This is a genomic window from Pseudooceanicola nanhaiensis DSM 18065, from assembly GCF_000688295.1.
GTDB lineage: Bacteria > Pseudomonadota > Alphaproteobacteria > Rhodobacterales > Rhodobacteraceae > Pseudooceanicola > Pseudooceanicola nanhaiensis.
Map to the genome: position 1 here is coordinate 1,825,366 of NZ_JHZF01000011.1, position 18,984 is coordinate 1,844,349.

General features: G+C 70.9%; 20 protein-coding genes. 15 read left to right on the plus strand and 5 right to left on the minus strand.

Annotated features, from left to right (window positions below; translation table 11 throughout):
* The first annotated feature begins 142 nt into the window (after positions 1-142).
* From Q344_RS0109935 to Q344_RS0109945, 3 genes are all read left to right on the plus strand, one after another.
* Positions 143-2,632 carry a heavy metal translocating P-type ATPase gene (locus tag Q344_RS0109935; RefSeq protein WP_036538562.1) on the plus strand — a complete coding sequence of 830 codons (2,490 nt, stop codon included), beginning with the start codon at positions 143-145 and terminating at the stop codon, positions 2,630-2,632.
* Complete coding sequence (gene cueR, locus Q344_RS0109940) at positions 2,629-3,021, plus strand: Cu(I)-responsive transcriptional regulator (RefSeq protein ID WP_028286557.1); 393 nt, start codon at positions 2,629-2,631, stop codon at positions 3,019-3,021. Before Q344_RS0109935 ends, cueR begins: the two co-directional genes overlap by 4 nt.
* 61 nt (positions 3,022-3,082) lie before the next feature.
* A complete protein-coding gene (locus tag Q344_RS0109945) occupies positions 3,083-3,958 on the plus strand; it encodes an NAD(P)-dependent oxidoreductase (RefSeq protein WP_028286558.1) in 876 nt (291 codons plus the stop codon).
* 129 nt (positions 3,959-4,087) lie between these two features.
* On the opposite strand, the gene Q344_RS0109950 is transcribed toward Q344_RS0109945, so the two are convergent.
* The 3 genes from Q344_RS0109950 to Q344_RS25110 form a co-directional block, all read right to left on the minus strand.
* Entirely contained in the window at positions 4,088-4,924 is an 837-nt protein-coding gene (locus tag Q344_RS0109950) for an NAD(P)-dependent oxidoreductase (RefSeq protein WP_028286559.1), read from the minus strand.
* A gap of 58 nt (positions 4,925-4,982) precedes the next feature.
* Positions 4,983-6,833: an ABC transporter ATP-binding protein gene (locus Q344_RS0109955; protein ID WP_028286560.1), complete on the minus strand. Its 1,851-nt coding sequence runs from the start codon at positions 6,831-6,833 to the stop codon at positions 4,983-4,985.
* A gap of 350 nt (positions 6,834-7,183) precedes the next feature.
* The gene (locus Q344_RS25110) at positions 7,184-8,080 is read right to left on the minus strand and encodes a helix-turn-helix transcriptional regulator (RefSeq protein WP_028286561.1); all 897 of its coding nucleotides are present in this window, start codon (positions 8,078-8,080) and stop codon (positions 7,184-7,186) included.
* Positions 8,081-8,231: 151 nt separating this feature from the next.
* Here Q344_RS25110 and Q344_RS0109965 point away from each other — a divergent pair, with 151 nt between their 5' ends.
* The 7 genes from Q344_RS0109965 to Q344_RS0109995 all read left to right on the plus strand — a co-directional run bounded on the left by Q344_RS0109965 (position 8,232) and on the right by Q344_RS0109995 (position 13,279).
* Positions 8,232-8,918 (plus strand): SDR family NAD(P)-dependent oxidoreductase, encoded by a 687-nt coding sequence (locus Q344_RS0109965; RefSeq protein ID WP_036538567.1) that lies wholly within the window; start codon positions 8,232-8,234, stop codon positions 8,916-8,918.
* Positions 8,919-8,978: 60 nt separating this feature from the next.
* Positions 8,979-9,593 carry a nitrile hydratase subunit alpha gene (gene nthA, locus Q344_RS0109970; protein WP_028286563.1) on the plus strand — a complete coding sequence of 205 codons (615 nt, stop codon included), beginning with the start codon at positions 8,979-8,981 and terminating at the stop codon, positions 9,591-9,593.
* Positions 9,590-10,264, plus strand: a complete 675-nt coding sequence (nthB, locus tag Q344_RS26460; protein ID WP_028286564.1) for a nitrile hydratase subunit beta — start codon at positions 9,590-9,592, stop codon at positions 10,262-10,264. Before nthA ends, nthB begins: the two co-directional genes overlap by 4 nt.
* Positions 10,251-10,634, plus strand: a complete 384-nt coding sequence (locus Q344_RS0109980) for a nitrile hydratase accessory protein (protein WP_028286565.1) — start codon at positions 10,251-10,253, stop codon at positions 10,632-10,634. Before nthB ends, Q344_RS0109980 begins: the two co-directional genes overlap by 14 nt.
* 193 nt (positions 10,635-10,827) lie before the next feature.
* A complete protein-coding gene (locus Q344_RS23660) occupies positions 10,828-11,634 on the plus strand; it encodes a helix-turn-helix domain-containing protein (RefSeq protein WP_084178351.1) in 807 nt (268 codons plus the stop codon).
* Between the two features lie 93 nt (positions 11,635-11,727).
* Positions 11,728-12,363 (plus strand): TetR/AcrR family transcriptional regulator, encoded by a 636-nt coding sequence (locus Q344_RS0109990; RefSeq protein ID WP_028286566.1) that lies wholly within the window; start codon positions 11,728-11,730, stop codon positions 12,361-12,363.
* A gap of 253 nt (positions 12,364-12,616) precedes the next feature.
* On the plus strand, positions 12,617-13,279 hold the full coding sequence (locus Q344_RS0109995; RefSeq protein WP_028286567.1) for a DUF1236 domain-containing protein: 663 nt from the start codon (positions 12,617-12,619) through the stop codon (positions 13,277-13,279).
* 121 nt (positions 13,280-13,400) lie between these two features.
* Here Q344_RS0109995 and ychF read toward each other — a convergent pair whose 3' ends face one another.
* A complete protein-coding gene (gene ychF, locus Q344_RS0110000; RefSeq protein ID WP_028286568.1) occupies positions 13,401-14,498 on the minus strand; it encodes a redox-regulated ATPase YchF in 1,098 nt (365 codons plus the stop codon).
* A gap of 162 nt (positions 14,499-14,660) precedes the next feature.
* On the opposite strand from ychF, the gene Q344_RS0110005 reads away from it, so the two are divergent.
* The 5 genes from Q344_RS0110005 (at position 14,661) to Q344_RS0110025 (ending at position 18,753) form a co-directional block, all read left to right on the plus strand.
* Positions 14,661-15,083, plus strand: coding sequence for a VOC family protein (locus Q344_RS0110005; RefSeq protein ID WP_036538570.1), 423 nt, complete (start codon positions 14,661-14,663; stop codon positions 15,081-15,083).
* A complete protein-coding gene (locus Q344_RS0110010) occupies positions 15,083-15,508 on the plus strand; it encodes a VOC family protein (RefSeq protein WP_028286570.1) in 426 nt (141 codons plus the stop codon). Before Q344_RS0110005 ends, Q344_RS0110010 begins: the two co-directional genes overlap by 1 nt.
* A 52-nt stretch (positions 15,509-15,560) precedes the next feature.
* Entirely contained in the window at positions 15,561-16,352 is a 792-nt protein-coding gene (trpA, locus tag Q344_RS0110015; RefSeq protein ID WP_028286571.1) for a tryptophan synthase subunit alpha, read from the plus strand.
* 300 nt (positions 16,353-16,652) lie between these two features.
* Positions 16,653-17,960: a DEAD/DEAH box helicase gene (locus Q344_RS0110020; RefSeq protein ID WP_036539012.1), complete on the plus strand. Its 1,308-nt coding sequence runs from the start codon at positions 16,653-16,655 to the stop codon at positions 17,958-17,960.
* A gap of 49 nt (positions 17,961-18,009) precedes the next feature.
* Positions 18,010-18,753: a vWA domain-containing protein gene (locus Q344_RS0110025; RefSeq protein ID WP_229669157.1), complete on the plus strand. Its 744-nt coding sequence runs from the start codon at positions 18,010-18,012 to the stop codon at positions 18,751-18,753.
* Positions 18,754-18,794: 41 nt separating this feature from the next.
* Here Q344_RS0110025 and rpmD read toward each other — a convergent pair whose 3' ends face one another.
* Positions 18,795-18,980: a 50S ribosomal protein L30 gene (gene rpmD / locus Q344_RS0110030; RefSeq protein ID WP_028286574.1), complete on the minus strand. Its 186-nt coding sequence runs from the start codon at positions 18,978-18,980 to the stop codon at positions 18,795-18,797.
* Positions 18,981-18,984 lie beyond the last annotated feature (4 nt).

The following is an 18,984-nucleotide window of genomic DNA, read 5'->3' on the forward strand; positions in this document are numbered from 1 at the left end:
GCCTTCCCCCCCGGTATTCCTAACCCGGCATCCGTTTCCGAATGGAAAAATGGGCAGACCGTCTTGACCTTCCAGTCACTGGAATCCCTATGTGGGCCGTCGAGCGCCGTTTTTCCGACTCGCGCGATCTTCAGGAGTGCCCATGCAGGACCTCGACATTCACATCGACAACATGACCTGCGCCGGATGCGCGGGCCGCGCCGAACGCGCCCTGGCGGCCGTTCCGGGCGTCACCGGCGCGCGGGTGAACCTCGCCGCCGAGACGGCGCGCGTCAGTTTCGCGGACCCCGCCTCTCCGGCCGGGCTGGCCGAGGCGCTGGACAGGGCCGGCTACCCCGCCCGCCGCGCCGAGGCGCGCTTCGGCATCGAGGGCATGTCCTGTGCCGGCTGCGCGGGCCGCGTGTCGCGCGCGATGGAGGCGCTGCCGGGCGTGGTCTCGGCCGAGGTGAACGTCGCGACCGAAACCGCCACCGTCCGCTATCTGGAGGGCGCGGTCCTGCCCGCCGACATCGCCGCCGCCAGCACGGCCGCCGGCTACCCCGCCGCGCCGAAGGACGAGATGGCACCGATCGAGGACCGCAAGGCGACCGAGGCGCAGGCGCTCAAGCGCGCCACCCTGATCGCCGCACTGCTCGCCCTGCCGGTCTTCCTGGGCGAGATGGGCGGACACCTCTACGCGCCCCTGCATCACTGGATCGAACAGACGGTCGGGATGCAGAGCTGGCGGGTGATCCAGTTCCTGCTGACCTCGGCCGTGCTCTTCGGACCCGGGCTGCGGTTCCTGCGCATCGGCCTGCCCGCGCTCCTGCGCCGCGCGCCCGAGATGAACTCCCTCGTCGCCATCGGCACGCTGGCCGCATGGGGCTATTCCACCGTCGTCACCTTCGCGCCCGGCCTGCTGCCCGAGACGGCACGCGCGGTCTATTTCGAATCCGCCGCCGTGATCGTGGTGCTGATCCTGCTCGGCCGCTGGCTGGAAGCGCGCGCCAAGGGCCGCGCCGGTGCCGCGATCCGCAAGCTCATCGGCCTGCGCCCGCGCACCGCGCGGGTGGAACGCGACGGCACGGTCTCGGAGATCGCGGTCGATGCGGTCGCGGTCGGGGACGTGGTGATCCTGCGCCCGGGCGAGACGGTGCCGGTCGACGGCGTGGTCCTGTCCGGGGCGAGCCATATCGACGAGAGCATGTTGACCGGGGAGCCGATCCCCGTCGCCAAGTCCGAGGGCGCGCCCGTGACCGGCGGCACCGTGAACGGCACCGGCGCCCTGCGCCTGCGGGCCGAGAAGGTCGGCCGCGACACCGCGCTGGCCCGCATCGTCGCCATGGTGGAGGACGCGCAGGCCACCCGCCTGCCGATCCAGTCGCTCGTCGATCAGGTGACGCGCTGGTTCGTGCCGGCCGTGCTGGTCGCCGCGACGCTCACCTTCCTCGGCTGGCTCGTCTTCGGCCCCTCCCTGCCCGCCGCCCTGACCGCGGCCGTCGCGGTGCTCATCATCGCCTGCCCCTGCGCCATGGGGCTGGCCACGCCCACCTCGATCGTCGTGGGGTCGGGCCGGGCCGCCGCGCTCGGCGTGCTGTTCCGCCGGGGCGACGCGCTCCAGACCCTGCAGGGCGTGAAGGTCGTGGCCTTCGACAAGACCGGCACCCTGACCGAGGGGCGCCCGGTCGTGACCGACGTGACGACCGCGGGCGGGATCGGCGTCACCGAGGTCCTGCGCCTCGCGGCCGCGGCCGAGGCCGGGTCCGAGCACCCGCTGGCCCGCGCGGTGGCAGAAGAGGCGGCGCGCCGGGGCGTGACCGACCTGCCCGAGGCGACCGAAATCACCGCCGATCCCGGTTTCGGCCTTTCGGCCCTCGTCGGGGAGCGCGAGGTGCTGATCGGCGCGAGCCGGATGATGCGGCGCGAGGGGATCGACACCTCGGCCCTGTCGCTCGCCGCCGAGAACCTCGCCGGGCGCGGCGGCACGCCGGTCTACGTCGCGCTCGACGGCGAGATCGCGGCGCTGATCGGCGTGGCGGACGAGGTGAAGCCCTCGGCCGCCGCGGCCGTCTCGGCGCTGCGGGCCCGCGGCATCCGGGTGGCGCTGCTCACCGGCGATACCGCGGCGAGCGGCCGTGCGGTCGGCGCGGCGCTCGGGGTCGATGAGGTCCGGGCCGAACTGCTGCCGGGCGACAAGCCCGAGGCGGTCGACGCCCTGCGCCTGACCCACGGCCCGGTCGCCTTCGTCGGCGACGGGATCAACGACGCCCCGGCGCTCGCCCGGGCCGAGGTGGGCATCGCCATCGGCACCGGCACCGACGTCGCCATCGAAAGCGCCGACGTGGTGCTGATGTCCGGCGACCCGCTGGGCGTGGTGACCGCGCAGGAGGTCTCGGCCCGCGTGATGGCCAACATCCGGCAGAACCTCGTCTGGGCCTTCGGCTACAACGTGCTGCTGATCCCGGTCGCGGCGGGGCTGCTCTACCCGGCCTTCGGCTGGATGCTCTCACCCATGCTGGCGGCGGGCGCGATGGCGCTGTCCTCGCTCTTCGTGCTGGGCAACGCGCTGCGGCTGCGGCTGATCCCGGCGCCGATCTCGATGTCGGGGACACGGCCGGAACCGGTCGTGACGAATGCGGAGGTGATGCCATGAACATCAAGGAGGCCGCGGAGCGAACCGGCCTGCCCGCCAAGACCATCCGGTATTACGAGACGATCGGGTTGATCGCGCCCGCCCGGCAGGACAACGGCTACCGCGACTATTCGGACACCGACACCCATACGCTGGCCTTCCTCGGGCGGGCACGATCGCTCGGCTTCTCGATCGAGGATTGTCGCGCGCTGCTCGCCCTCTACGACGACCGTGCCCGCAGCTCCGCCGAGGTGCGCGAGATCGCGCTCGGCCACCTCGCGCGGATCGAGACCAAGATCGCCGAGCTGGAGGCGATGCGCGACACGCTCGGCGGGCTGGTCGAGGCCTGCCACGGCGACGCGCGGCCCGATTGCCCGATCCTCGCCGACCTCGCATCTGAAAAGCGCTGAGGCGCCTGTTGCCTTCGCGGACCGCGACCGGCTAGCTCGGCGCAGCAGCGAGGAGGTGCGCATGGAGACGATCGGTTTCGCGGGGCTCGGCGTGATGGGAGAGCCCATCTGCCGCAACATCGTGACGAAGTCCGGAGCGACGGCGCAGGTCTTCGACCTGTCGCCCGCCCCGATGCAGCGGCTGGCGGAGTACGGCGCCCGGCCCGCGGGCTCGGTCGGGGAGCTCGCGGCCGAGGTCGACATCCTGTTCCTGTCGCTGCCCGGCGGTCCGCAGCTCGACGCGGTGGCCCGCGGCCCCGGCGGCATCCTCGAACGCGGGCGGGCGGGGCTGCTGGTCGTCGACATGACCACCGCGCCGGTCGGCCTGACGCGCGAGATCGCCGGTGACCTGGCGGGGCGCGGGATCGAATGGGTCGACGCGCCCGTCGCCCGCACCCGCGCCGCGGCCGAGGATGGCACGCTGTCGATCATGGTGGGCGGGACGGATGCGCAGTTCCACCGGGTGGAACACTGGCTGGCCCATGCCGCCGAGGAGGTGACCCATTGCGGCCCGCTCGGCTGCGGACAGGTCGCGAAGATCCTCAACAACATGGTGCTGTTCGAGACGGTGGTCGCGCTGTCCGAGGCGCTGGCGCTCGGCACCTCGGCCGGGATGGACCCGGAGCTGCTGTTCCGGGTGCTCTCGAAGGGCTCGGCCGACAGCTTCGCGCTCAGGAATCACGGCATGAAGGCGATGCTGCCCGGCAATTTTCCGGAGGGCGCCTTCCCGACCGACTACGCGCTGAAGGACGTGAGCTACGCGCTCGACCTCGCCCGCGAGGCCGGGATCGCGGCGCCCGGCGCGGAACTGGCAAAGGCGCGGCTGGACGTGTCGAAGGCGGCCGGCTTCGGGGCGGAGTACTTTCCGGCGCTGGCGAAGGTCACCGGCAAGGGGTGAGGGGGGCGGCGCCCTGCCCCTCGCCGCCGCGTGCGATCCATGCGCGCGCCGGGGACGCCTCGCCGGGCGATACATCGGCCGGACGGGGCGGCGGGTCTTTTCCAGCGTCGGCCGCGGTCTCGTGACGCCTCAGCGCCCGACGAGATCCCGGAGCGTTTCGGCCTCCTCGCCATCCGCGAGATGGGCATCGAAAAGCCGTTCATACAGAGCTGCCACGCCGCGGTAGATGCCGTGCTCGGGGAAATCGGCGCCGATGAAATCGGCGATCTCGTGCATCTCGCTGACCCAGCGGCCGGACTTCGGCAGCATGCCGGGGATCGACCGGGAGAACCCCTGCGCCAGCGCCGACTGGCTGACCCCGAGCTCGGCCATCAGCTGCTCTTCGACGCCCGCGCGGGCCGCGGCGAGCATCATGGTCGCGCCGAGCGCGGCCAGACCCTTGGTGATCCCGGCATAGGAGAGCTTCAGCGCCGAGGCCTCGCCCACCGGGCCATGCAGCACCTCCGTCCTGAGACCGTAGGCCCGGAGCCCGGCAGCCTCGGCCGCGGCCGGGCCCGAGAGGTAGAGCACCGGGTCGGCACTGTCCGAGGGCGGCGGGCCGATGATCCCGCCGTCGGTGAAGCCAAGACCCGCGCCCTCGGCGATCTTCTGGATGCGCAGGGCGCGCTCGGGCGTGATGGCGTTGAGCTCGGCATAGATCGCCCGCGCCCCGGGGTTGGCGGCGGCGACGCGCTCGGCGGTGCGCTCGGCGTATTCCGGAGAGACGATGGACAGGATCATGTCCGCCTGCCCCAGCTCGTCCCAGCCGGCATGGACCATCCCGGCCCTGCGCGCCCGGTCGAGGCTGGCCTGCGAGCGATCCTCGAGCGGCACGATGACCCGGCAGCCCTGCGCGGTGAGACGGGCGCCGATGCCGGCGCCCATCTGGCCGGGGGCGGTGATGGCGATGGTGAGGGGATTTGGCATGGCGGGCACCTCCTGCCCGCCATCCCGCGCCTCGGGGGGTCTCAAGTCAAGGGGCGGCCTATTCCGCCGCCCCCTGTTGCAGGTCGGTGCCGAGGAAGCCGCCCGATTGCCGCGCCCAGAGTTCGGCGTAGATGCCGCCGCGCTCGAGCAGCGCCTCGTGGCTGCCGTCCTCGGCCACCCGCCCCCGGTCGAGCACGACGATCCGGTCCATCTGCGCGATGGTGGACAGCCGGTGCGCGATGGCGATCACCGTCTTGCCCTGCATCACGCCATAGAGCGCCTCCTGGATCGACGCCTCGACCTCCGAGTCGAGCGCCGAGGTCGCCTCGTCCAGGATCAGGATCGGCGCGTCCTTCAGGATGACCCGCGCCAGCGCGATCCGCTGCCGCTGCCCGCCCGAGAGCTTCACGCCCCGTTCGCCGACCTGCGCGTCATAGCCCGCGCGGCCCTTGGGGTCGCGCAGGTCCGCGATGAACCCGGCCGCCTCGGCCCGTTCGGCGGCGCGCACCATCTGGGCCTCGGTGGCGCCGGGACGGCCGTAGAGGATGTTCGCCCGCACCGACCGGTGCAGGAGCGAGCTGTCCTGGCTGACCATGCCGATCTGGCGGCGCAGCGATTCCTGCGTGACCCGGCTGACGTCCTGGCCGTCGATCAGGATGCGTCCGGCCTCGGCGTCGCGGAACCGCAGGAGCAGGTTCACGAGGCTCGACTTGCCCGCGCCCGAGCGCCCGACGAGGCCCACCTTCTGCCCGGCCGGGATCGTCAGGCTGACATCGTCCAGCCCGCCGTAGCCGCGCCCGTAATGGTGCGTCACGTGTTCGTAGCGGATCTCGCCCTTGCCAAGGCTCAGCGCAGGCGCGCCGGGCACGTCACGGACCCCCGGCTCCACCGCGATGGACCGCAGCCCCTCGCGGATCACGCCGGCATGTTCGAAGAGCCGGATCGCGACCCACATGATCCAGCCCGACATCCCGTTGAGCCGGATCGTCAGCGCCACCGCGGCCGAGACCTGTCCGACCGTCGCCGCGCCGGTGGTCCAGAGCCAGACCGCGGGCGCCACGACGCCCACGATCAAGAGGCCGTTCAGCACGTTCAGACCGAAGGTCATCTCGGTCATCAGCCGCATGAACCTTTGGAACCTGAGCCGCAGCCGCTTCATGGCGGAGAGGGCGTAAGCCTCCTCCTTCGCGCCATGAGCAAACAGCTTCACCGTCTCGATATTGGCATAGGCGTCGACCACCCGGCCGGTGGCGAGCGACCGCGCGTCGGAATGGCGTTCCGAGGCATCCGCGGTCCGGATCGCGATCCGCCAGGTGTAGCCGAGGTAGAGCACCAGCCAGATCCCGAGCGGCACGATCAGCAGCGGATGCACGTCGCCGAGGATCAGCGCGGCGCCCAGCATGTAGGCGGCGGCGAACCACAGGGCCTCGAAGGCCATGTAGATCGAATCCTCCACCGCCGGGCCCATCTGCATGACCCGGTTCGACAGTCGGCCCGCGAAATCGTTCTGGAAGAACGAGGCCGACTGGCCGAGCATGTGCTTGTGCGCCCGCCACCGCGCCTGTTCGGAGAGGTTCGACGACAGCGTCTGCCCGAGAAAGAGCGCGTTCAGCCCGATGAAGACCGGCCGCAGCACGAGGATGAAGAGCGCGACGAGCACGGCCTCGAGCCAGTGATCGTCCCAGAACGCCTGCGCGCCCGAGGCGTTCATCATGTCGATGAGCCGCCCGCCGTAGAAGATCAGCCCGCCCTCCATGAGGGCGACGATCAGGCCGGAGAGCGCGATCCAGACGACGAGGTGCCGGAAGGGCGCGATCTGGGTCCCGAGAAAGGCCCAGAGCGTGGCGGGCGGCGTGCCGTCGGGGACGCGGGTGAAAGGATCGACGAGGTTTTCGAAGAAGCGGTACATGCGGCCCTCCAGTAGGGCGAAGATGTGGGAATGCGAACGGGGGGTGGCACATGGCCGACCCTCACCAAGGACCGGCCCTTGTCAGGCGCGATAACGGATCCTTGGCGTTTTCATTCGCATGCCTCCTGCATGTAGTCCGCGGTCCCGATACCCCGGATCCTGACGAAAGGGAAGCCCGAAAAGTCCCGGCCGGGCGTCGGGGCGGAGACGTCCCGGCAAGGACCGGGCCGCAAGCCTCTGGCAACATGCGAGTTTTCGCTCACCTGCCGGACCGGGTCCGGGCGCCGTGCCTCGGGCGGTCGCCGTCTCCCGCCGGCACGCGTGCACCGCCACGGGCGGCGCGGGACGACTCAACCCGCGATCCGGCGGAAGGCGCCGGGCGTCGTGTTGGTCGCGCGCAGGAAGTCGCGCTGGAAATGCGCCTGATCGGCGTAGCCGCAGCAATAGCCGATCTCGGCGAGCGAGGCGGAGCTGCCGGTCAGGAGCCGCGTCGCCTCCCGCATCCGCGCGCGGCGCAGCACGCCAGAGAAGGTCCGCTCCGCCTGCCCCAGCTGCCGTTGCAGCGACCGGGGCGACAGGCCGAGCGCGCGCGCGGCCGCCGCGATCCGCCAGCCGCGGCCGGGATCGGCTGCCAGCAGGTCGGAGAGCCGATCCGCGACATCCCGCGCGCCCGGAGCGGAGGGCGCGGCGCCCGTGCCGATGCCGCTCCAGCGCAGGCCGAAGCGCTCCAGCGTCTCGCCCGCCGGCAGAGCGGCCCGCGGCAGGTCCCCGGCCGCCACCGCGCGGCCCGCGATGACCAGCGCACACTCCCGGCAACCGATGCCGCGGAGAAGGCCCAGGAGCAGTCCCGCGATCAGGCAGTTCTCGCCGACCGAGGCGGGAGCGCCGGTGCTGTAGCGCGTGCACTCCCAGCCGTCCCGCAGCGCGATCCGCGTCCGGTGGGACGCGTGGTGATAGCGCTCCAGCCGCGACCACTTCTCGGCGAGCACCTCGGGCCCCGCCGAGCGCAGCAGCACCGCGGCGACCGGCATCTCGTCGGCCCGGCCGAGATGTGCGCCGATCGACAGGAGCGGCCCCGGCCCGTGCCGCGCCATGATCGCATCGACGAGGTCGCGCTTGACCGCCTCGGGCAGGACCGCGCCGCGCATCGGGTCGGGACGGGACAGGCCCGCGACCAGCGCGGGATCGGCCTCGCGCATGACGGCGAGGATCAGGCTGACAAGTCCGGTGCTGGCGAAGGCGTCCATGCGGGCTCTCCCGTGCGTCCCATGCCCGAACCTAGCCGATCGGTATTGAACAATCGCGCCAATTCGAACGGGCCCCGGGATTGGCGCGATCCTTCAATCCGCCCGCGGCCGGCTGGCCTATCCCCGAGGCATCGCCTGTCCGGAGACCGTCATGAACCCCATCCTCGTCACCGGCGCCAGCCGCGGCATCGGCGCCGCGCTGACCGCCCTCTGCGCCGCCCGCGGCCGCCCCGTCATCGCCGTCGCCCGCCATTTTGCGGCGCGGCCCGCGCCGGGCGTCACGCAGATCACCGCCGATCTGGCAGGGCGCGACGGGATCGCCCGTGCTGCCGCCGCCGTGACCATGCCGCTGCATGCGCTGGTGAACAACGCCGGCATCCAGCAGGCGCTCGACCTTGCCGATCCCGACCCGGCGGCGGCGGAGCGCGAGATCGCCCTGAACCTCGTCGCGCCGCTGCACCTGACCTGCGCCTTGCTCCCGCAGCTGCCGCGCGGGGCGACGGTGGTGAACGTCACCTCCCTGCTGGCCCGGCATCCCAAGCCCTCGGCCCCGGTCTATTGCGCCTCCAAGGCCGGGCTGGCCTCCCTGACCCGCTCGATGCGCCACCAGCTCGGCCCGCGCGGTATCACCGTGATCGAGGCGCTTCCGCCGCTGGTCGACACGCAGATGACCGCGGGTCGCGGCGCGGCGAAGATGCCGCCCGAAACGATGGCGCGGGCGATCCTCGACGGCATCGAGCGGGGCCGCCCCCGCATCGCGCCGGGGCCGTCGCGCGCGGTCCTCGCCCTCGACAGGCTGCTGCCGGAGCTGGTTGCCCGCCTCATGGCCCGCGGCTGAGCGATGGACGCCTCCCTCGCGGCTTGCTAGGCATGTGGGACAGAGCCGGAGGACCCGCCGATGCCCCACGATCACCCCCATGACCACAGCGAGCTTGACGACATGACCGCGCGCGTCATGGCGCTGGAGACCCTGCTCACGCGGAAGGGCATCGTCGAGAGCGCCGCGCTGGACGAGATCATCGAGACCTACGAGACCAGGGTCGGCCCCCGGAACGGCGCCGCCGTGGTCGCGCGCGCCTGGACCGATCCCGAGTTCCGCGACTGGCTGGAGAGGGACGCCACCGCCGCCATCGGCTCGATGGGCTTCACCGGGCGGCAGGGCGAGCACATGATGGCCGTCTTCAACACGCCCGAGCGGCACAACATGGTCGTCTGCACCCTGTGCTCCTGCTACCCCTGGTCGGTGCTGGGCATGCCGCCCGTGTGGTACAAGTCCATGCCCTACCGCGCCCGCGCCGTCCGCGAACCCCGCGCGGTTCTGGCCGAGTTCGGCGTGACCCTGCCCGAGGAGACCGCCGTCCGGGTCTGGGATTCGACGGCCGAGATGCGCTACCTCGTGATCCCCATGCGCCCCGACGGGACCGAGGGGATGTCCGTCGACGCGCTGGCGGGGCTCGTGACCCGCGACAGCATGATCGGAACCGGCCTCGCTCTGGCGCCGGAGGCCGCATGAACGGCCCGCACGACATCGGCGGGGCCCACGGATTCGGCCCGGTCGCACCCGCGGCGCATGACGGCCATTACCACGCCGGGGCGGAAGGCTGGGAAGCGCGGGCCATGGCCATCACTGTGGCGGCAGGCTTCGGCGGTCACTGGACGATCGACGAAGGCCGCTTCGCCCGCGAGGACCGGACGCCGCTCGAATATCACCAACTCGGCTATTTCGGCATCTGGCTCGCCGCCCTGACCCGGCTGCTGGCCGAGCGCGGGCTGGTGACGGAGGACGAGCTGGCGGGCGGGCCGGTCCGGAACGACACGGTGCCGCCGAACCGCTGCCTCCCCGCCGCCGAGGTCGGCCCGATGCTGGCCCGCGGCGGTCCCGTCGACCGCGATCCGCAGGGGCGCGAACCGGTCTACAGGCCGGGCGACGTGGTGCGGACGAAGAACCTCCAGCCGCGCGGTCACACCCGCCTGCCCGCCTATGCGCGCGACAAGGTCGGCCGCATCGCCCATGTGCAGGGGTTCCACGCCTTCGCCGACGAAAGCGCCAAGGGCGACCGGGCGGCGGCGGAGTGGCTTTATACGGTGGTCTTCGACGCCGGCACGCTCTGGGGCGCGGTCGCCGAGAACCCGGCGGACGAGGTCACGTTCGACGCATGGGAGCCCTACCTTGAACGCGTCTGACACCCCCCGCATCCCCGGCGTGACCGATGGCGAGACGGCGCCCTGGTTCGCCGAGCCGTGGCAGGCCAAGGCCTTCGCGATGACCGTCTCCCTCCATGCGGCGGGCGTCTTCTCGTGGACCGACTGGGCCGAGGCGCTCTCGACCCGGCTGCACGGCGCGACAGCCCTGCCCGACGGCGCCTCCTCGGCCGCGCACATGGCGCAGTATTACGCCGCCTGGCTCGACGCGCTGGAAGAGATGACCACACGGACCGGCCTGACCGATCCGGCGCTTCTGGCCGAGACGACCGAGACCTGGCAGCGCGCCGCGCTGGCCACGCCGCACGGCACGCCGATCCGCTTCGAGGCCGGCCTGACCGACCACGGCTGAGCGCTTTTCCGCAGCCGCCCGCCCATGCCGCAGAGCGGCGTGGGTGGCGTCTTGACGCTGCGGAACAATATTACTTAACTACCGTTCAGTCAGCTACAGCGACTCATCGGTCGACAGGATCGCACCCGTGCCACCCCGGCGCGGGACAGGAGGAGATCCGTCCGGGGGCCGCGCCGCGTTTCGGGAGGAGAACATGATTCACGCAGAAGCCCACAGCCATATGGAGGGCGCGGTCGTTCCGCAGCCGTCCTTCCGCAGCGAACTGCCCGCCGAGGTGGTGAAATCCGCGGCGCGCACCATCCAGATCCTCGAGTATTTCGACCACGTCCGGCGCGAGGTCAGCATCTCCGAGATCGCCCATGCGCTGAACTACCCGCAGTCCAGCACCTCGGCCCTGCTGCGCAGCATGGTGGTGATGGGCTATCTCCAGCATGACCGGCAGGAGCGGACCTATCGCCTGACCCGGCGCACCGGGCTTCTGGGCGCCTGGCTCGATCCCTCGCTGGTGCGGCAGGGCGCGATCGTGAACCTCGCGCACGGGCTCTCGCGCCACACGCAGGAAACCGTCCTGCTGGCCCGGATGAACGCCAACCGGGTGCAGGTGATCTATGTCGCCGACGAGACCGGGCAGCCCCCCCACGTCACCGCCGGCTGCCAGCACGACCTTGCCCGCAGCGCCGCCGGGGCGGCCCTGCTGGCGATGCTGGAGGACCTGCAGATCCGCCGCATCCTGACCCGGCTCAACGCCGAGCGGGCCGAGCACGAGGCGCCCGTCGACATCGCCGCCCGGATCGCCGAGATCGCCGAGGGGCGGCGCTCGGGCGGTTATGTCGGCGCGGGGTCCTGCCCCGGGCTGATGGCGGTGGCCAGCCAGATCCGGCACGGGGCGGCGGGTGACATGCTGGTGCTCGCGATCGAGGGTCCGCGCGAACGGGTGGCGCCGCGCACGGCGGCCCTGACCGGGCTGATCCGCGCGGGGCTGTCGAACCTCTCGGCCTGACGCGGCGACCGGGGCGGGCTGAGGCTTGACCCCGGCGCGAGGCCGGGTAGAGACGGCGCACCCCGGCACAACACAGCAGGCAGGGCCGACGCGATGCAGGACGTTCCCAGACAGGCGACCGCCACCGAGACGACCGAACGCAACGGCGGGCGCGCCTCGCGCCGCGACGAGATCCTGCGCATCGCCATGGGGCTCTTTGCCCGGAACGGGTTCGACGGCACCTCGATCCGGGACATCGCGGATGCGGCGGGGCTGACCAAGCCCGCGCTCTATTACCATTTCTCGGACAAGGAAGAGCTCTACGAGCACGTCGTGACCGAACGGATGACCCGGCTGAACGCGGCGATGCGCGAGGCGATCGCGGGCTCCGACGACCCGGTGGAACAGGTGCGGCTCTTCGTGCTCGCCCATGCCCGCCGGATGGATGCGGACCGGACCGGCTGGATCACCGCCCGCCACAGCTTCCATTCGATCACCGACCCCGAGCGGCGCGAGCGGATCGGCCGGATGCGGCGGGAATTCGAGCACATGCTGCGGGACCGGTTCCAGGACGCGATGGACCGCGGGCTGCTGAGCTCCGAGGTGAGCGCGACGCTGGTGACGCGGATGCTGCTTTCGGCGGTGAACGACCTCGCCCGCTGGATGCGGACCGACGGCGGCATGACCGCAGAGGACGCCGCGCAGGCCTATCTCGACGTGACGCTGCGCGGGATGGGCGCGCGCGACTAGGGATGCCACGCGGGCGCCTGCCCCCTTGGGTGAGCTGAAAACCAATCCTTCAACCATGCCGCGCAGAGCCTCGGCGAGGGCGCAATCGCGTTTCGGTTCCGGCCCGGAAACCTTATTTCGATATCTTGAATGTGATGCGCAGCTTTCCGCCAAGCCCCTGAAATGGCGCGGAACTGACCCGCTCGGTGGCTGTTGTGGGGGCATACCGACGGCGGGATGGTCCGCCGGATCGGCTTAACGAAAGGATGTAACGATGTTCAAACGTATCGCCTTCGCCTCCACGATCGGCATGCTCACCGCGACGACCGCGCTTGCGGCAACCGATGCCACCGCCACCACCGACCTCAACCTGCGTGCAGGCCCCGGGCCGGCAGCCGAGATCATCAGCGTGATCCCGGGCGAAGCCATGGTCTCCGTCTCGGAATGCGCTTCGAACAGCCAGTGGTGCAAGGTCTCCTACGAAGGTCAGGAAGGCTGGGCCTACGGCGCCTACCTGAACGCCTCGATGGAAGGCGCAGCCGACCCGGTCGTCGTCTACGACAACCGTGAGGCGCTTTCGATCCAGACCGTCGAGGTCGAGGACAAGGAAGCCGAAGTGGGCGGCGCGCTCGCAGGCGGCACCATGGGCGGCATCCTGGCGCTCGCAGCCGCCGGTGGCCCCGCCACGATCGCGGCCGCGGTCGGCGCCGGCCTGTTCACCGGCGCCCTGACCGCCGACGAAGAGAAGGTCGTGACCTACGTGCAGCAGAACCCGGTCGAGCCGGTCTACGTGCAGGGTGAAGTCGTCCGTGGCGTCGTCGTCCCGCAGGAAGTCCAGCTGCAGGCGATCCCGGAAAGCGACTACCAGTACGTCTACCTGAACGGCGTGCCGGTCGTGGTGAACGCTGACCGCCAGGTGGTGACCGTGGTCCGGTAACGATCCGGATTACCGGGTGGCTGTCCCTGTCCCTGCCACCCGTGCCCGGGAATGTCTTCCCGGGCAGTGCGGCCCGTCCCTTTTGGGGCGGGCCGTCGACGTTTCGGCCATGCGCCCCCCGTCAGGTGTTGAAGAGGAAGTGCATCACATCGCCGTCCTTGACGATGTAGCTCTTGCCCTCGGCCCGCATCTTGCCGGCTTCCTTCGCCCCCTGCTCGCCCTTGCCGGCGACGTAATCCTCGTAGGCGATGGTCTCGGCGCGGATGAAACCCTTCTCGAAATCGCCATGGATCACACCGGCCGCCTGCGGCGCGGCCGTGCCCTTGCGGATGGTCCAGGCGCGCGCCTCCTTCGGGCCGACGGTGAAATAGGTCTCGAGGTGCAAAAGCTCGTAGCCCGCGCGGATCAGCCGGTCGAGGCCGGGTTCCTCGAGCCCCATCTCGGAGAGGAACATCTCGGCCTCCTCGGCGTCGAGCTGGCTGATCTCCTCCTCGATCCGGGCCGAGATGACGACATGGCCCGCCCCCTGCTCCGCCGCCATCTTCGCGACCGCCTCCGAGAAGGCGTTGCCGTTGGCCGCGTCCTCTTCCGCCACGTTGCACACGTAGAGCACCGGCTTCGTGGTGATGAGCTGGAGCCCCTTCCACGCCTTCGCGTCCTCGGCATCGACCGCGACGGTGCGGGCGGGGTTGCCCTCTTCCAGCGCGGCCTGCGCGGCGGCGAGCAGCCGGTCCTGCTGCTGCGCTTCCTTGTCGTTGCCCTTGAGCTTGCGGACGAGGTTCGCCCGGCGCTTCTCGATCGACTCGAGGTCCGAGAGCATGAGTTCCGTCTCGATCACCTCGGCATCGGCGACCGGATCGACCCGCCCCTCCACATGGGTGATGTCGCCGTCCTCGAAGCAGCGCAGCACGTGGGCGATGGCGTCGGTCTCGCGGATGTTGGCCAGGAACTGGTTGCCGAGGCCCTCGCCCTTGGACGCGCCCTTCACCAGCCCCGCGATGTCGACGAAGGTCATCCGGGTGGGGATGATGCTCGCCGATTTCGCGATCCCCGCCAGCGTGTCGAGCCGCGCGTCCGGCACGTTCACCTCGCCCACGTTGGGCTCGATGGTGCAGAACGGGAAGTTCGCCGCCTGCGCCGCGGCGGTCTTCGTCAGCGCGTTGAACAGGGTCGACTTGCCGACGTTCGGCAGACCGACGATACCCATTCTGAAACCCATGGCAGACCTCTCTCGACACGTTGGGGAATTGCGCGCGCATCTAGGGTGAGGGGGGTGCCGCGGTCAAGCCCCGCGGGCCCCATGCCCCTTGACCAGCAAGAAAGCCGCTGCCCTGGTTGTGGCGCGGCGCCCGTCCCCGGCGTGGCACCGGAGGATATCGCCATGCAACCCATCGTCTACCTCTTCTTTCCCGGCACCTGCGCCGAGGCCATGCGCTTCTACGCCGCCACCTTCGGCTCGGAGGAGCCCGAGATCCTCGCCGTCGGCACCATGCCGCCCGAGGTCCGCTCCCGGATGCCGCCGATGGAGGACGAGACGGTGATGCATGCCGCGCTGAAGGTCGGCGCCGGGTGGATCTACGCCAGCGACGACATGACCTCGGAAACCCCGGCGATGGCGGGCTGCAACATCTCGGTTTCCTTCCCGACGCTGGAAGAGGCGCACCGGGTCTTCGCCGTGCTCGCCGAGGGCGGCGAGGTCCGGATGCCGCTCGAGCCCACCTTCTTCGCCCCCGCCTTCGGCTCGCTCACCGACCGCTACGGCACGCGCTGGATGATCATGGCAGACGAGCCCGAGGCCGCGTGATGCCGACGATCCCCTATCTCCACTTCCAGAACGGTGAATGCGGCGAGGCGCTCGCGTTCTACAGGGATGTCTTCGGCGGCACCGACCTTCAGGTCATGCGCTACGGCGACGCCCCGGACGCGCCCGACGACTGGGCATCCGTGCCGCACCTGATCCACGGAGAGCTCACCATCGGCGACGGCAAGCTGATGGCCTCGGATTTCCCGCCCGGTCTCGAGGGCGATCCGCAGAAGGCGGTCTCGGTCATGCAATCGGCCCCGGACGTGGAAACCGCGCAGCGCTGGTTCGCCGCGCTCCTTCAGGACGGCGACGTGATCCAGGAGATGGCGGCGAACTTCTTCTCGCCCGCCTTCGGCATGGTGCGCGATCGCTACGGCACCCACTGGATGATCTCCGCCATGCCCTCCGAGGCCCCGGACGCTTGATCTTTGCCCTCCGATGCGGCACTCCGGCCCGGATTGCATGACGGAGGGGCCGATGAGCCGTATCGACGACCTGTTCACCCGGCTCCGGGCCGAGAAGCGCAAGGCCTTCGTCGCCTACGTGATGGCGGGCGATCCGGACATCGAACGGTCCTCCGAGCTGCTGGCGGGCCTGCCGGGCGCGGGGGTCGACATCATCGAGCTGGGCGTGCCCTTCACCGACCCGATGGCCGACGGGCCGACGATCCAGCTTGCCGGCCAGCGCGCGCTCGAAGGCGGCATGACGCTGCAGAAGACGCTCGACATGGTCACCGCCTTCCGCGCCGCCGGAAACGAGACGCCGATCGTGCTGATGGGCTACTACAACCCGATCTACAACCGCGGCGTCGACCGGTTCCTCGCCGATGCGACGAAGGCGGGCGTCGACGGGCTGATCGTCGTCGACCTGCCGCCCGAGGAGGATGACGAGCTCTGCATCCCCGCGCAGGCGGCGGGCCTGAATTTCATCCGCCTCGCGACCCCCACGACCGACGACAAGCGGCTTCCGGCGGTGCTGAAGAACACCTCCGGCTTCGTCTATTACGTCTCGATCACCGGCATCACCGGCTCGGCCGAGGCGCAGGCCTCCGACGTCGCCCCCGAGGTCGCGCGGATCAAGGCCGCCACCGACCTGCCGGTCATCGTGGGGTTCGGCATCAAGACGCCGGAGGGCGCCGAGCAGATCGCGGGCGTCGCGGATGGCGCGGTGGTGGGTTCCGCCATCGTGGCCGAGGCCGCGACCGGCAAGCCGGTGGCCGAGGTGCTCGACTTCGTGCGCAGCCTGGCCGACGGGGCACACCGGGGCTGAGCCCCGCCCTTTCCGGATTGACACGGCGCGGCAGAGGCCCCATATGCGGTTTCGTGCCGATACTGCCGCGTGAGCAGATCAGCCCGGCCCCCAAGGGGCCACGCCGGCACATCTTCTCAACAGGTTCCCAATTCACGCGGGGGTCCGGTGTCCTGACGGCTTCGGCGGCAATCCGGCCCCGAAGGCGAATTCCGGACACAACCCACGAGTGACGCCCCCGGCCGCAACGCGCCGGGCGCCCGCTTGTCAGCGGCCGGCCATCCTGCCGTCCGCACGAAAGGACGTCTTTTGGACTTCGACATGCTGGGACTGCCGTCCCGCCTCGCCATCAACCTCACCGGGCTCGGGATCACCGAACCCTCCCCGATCCAGAAACAGGCCATCCCGCACGCGATGAACGGCCGCGACGTGATGGGCCTCGCCCAGACCGGCACCGGCAAGACCGCGGCCTTCGGCCTGCCCCTGCTCTCCGCCATCATGCGCATGGAGGGCAAGCCCGAGGCGAAATCGGTGCGCGGCCTGATCCTTGCGCCGACCCGCGAGCTCGCCAAGCAGATCCTCGACAACCTGCGCGCCTATTCCGAGGGCACCTCGGTCCGCATCGGCCTCGTCGTCGGCGGCGGCTCGATCAACGCGCAGGTCAGCCGGCTCATGCGCGGCACCGACCTGCTGGTCGCGACCCCGGGCCGCCTGATCGACCTCCTGGACCGCAAGGCCGTGCGGCTAGACCAGACCCGCTTCCTCGTGCTCGACGAGGCGGACCAGATGCTCGACCTCGGCTTCATCCACGCGCTGCGCCAGATCGCGCCGCTGCTGCCGAAGGAGCGCCAGACGATGCTGTTCTCGGCCACCATGCCGAAGCAGATGAACGAGATCGCCAGCGCCTACCTGACGGACCCGGTCCGCGTCGAAACCGCGCCCCCGGGCAAGCCGGTCGAGAAGATCGACCAATGCGTGCACTTCATCTCGCAGGGCGGCAAGACGGCGCTGCTGATCGAGCATCTCGGCAAGCACCCGGACGAGGCCGCGCTGGTCTTCGCCCGCACCAAGCACGGGGCCGAACGGCTGATGAAGACGCTGGTCTCGGCCGGTTTCGCCGCCGCCTCGATCCACGGCAACAAGAGCCAGGGCCAGCGCGACCGTGCGCTGAAGGCGTTCCGCGAAGGCGAGATGAAGGTGCTGGTCGCGACCGACGTCGCCGCCCGCGGCATCGACATCCCCGAGGTGCGATACGTCTACAACTGGGAACTGCCGAACGTCGCGGACAACTACGTCCACCGCATCGGCCGGACCGCGCGGGCGGGCCGGGACGGCACCGCGATCGCCTATTGCTCGGAAGCCGAGATGGGCGAACTGCGTGACATCCAGAAGCTGATCGGCCGGCAGCTGCCGGTCGCCGGCGGCACGCCCTGGGCGCCCTCGGAAGAGATCAAGCCCGCGAAGCGTGGCGGCGGCGGCGGCGGTCGTGGCAAGCCCGGCGGCCAGCGCCGGAGCGGCGGCGGTGGTGGCGGCGGACGCAAGCCGCAGGGCCACGGCGCACCCAAGTCGCAGGGCAAGCCCTCGGGGCAGCGCAACCGGAACCGGGCGCGGCGGCCCAAGGCGGCCTGAGGGCGAGAGCCCGATTGATTTCGGAACGGGGGCGGTGTGTCATCAGGGGATGCACCGCCCCCATTCCATTCTGACGGCCCGCCTTGCGGCCTTCGCCCTGGCGGCCACCGCGGTGGCGCCCCCTGCCCCGGCACGCGACGCGGCCTGCGCGGAGGACGCGATGCTGGTCTTCGACGGATCGAACTCGATGTCCGAGATCGGGATGGACGCCACGGCCGCGACCCGGATCGAGGAGGCGCGCCTCGCCGTGGCCCGCGCGATCCCCGACATCGCGCCCTACCGGCGCCTCGGCCTCGTGGTCTACGGCGCCGGTGCGGAGGCCTGCGCCATCGACCTCCGGTTCGGGCCGAGACCCGGCGCCGGGCCGGCCATCGTCGCGGCGGTGGAGGCCCTGGAGCCCGGCGGGCTGACCCCGCTCGCAGGGGCAGTGCAGCGGGCGGCCGATGCGCTTGCCTGGCGCGAACGCCCCGGCGTGATCGTCGTGGTCACCGACGGGAACGAGACCTGCGGCGGCCGGCCCTGCGCGCTCGGCACGCAGCTTGCGGAGGCGGCGCCGTGGCTGACAGTCCATGTCATCGGCTTCCGGGTCGAGGTCGATTTCTGGACCTGGAACAACCCCGAGCAGGAGATCGCGACGCCCGAACGCACCGTCGCGCGCTGCCTCGCCGAGAAGACCGGCGGGCTCTTCGTCACGACCGAGACGGTGGACGAACTGGTCGACGCGCTGCAGGCGACGCTTGGGTGTCCGGTGATCGGTCACGTCACACGACAACGAAAAACGCCCCCGGCCTGAGCCGGGGGCGTTCGTTCATCGACCGTCTGGCCGGGGAAGGCTTACGCCTTCTCCTCGACGATCTCGACCAGGTGCGGGATCTTCTTGATCATGCCGCGCACGGCCGGGGTGTCTTCCAACTCGCGGGTTTTGTGCATCTTGTTCAGGCCGAGACCGATGAGGGTCTGGCGCTGGACCTGCGGGCGGCGGATCGGCGAGCCGATCTGTTTCACGACGATGGTTGCCATCTGG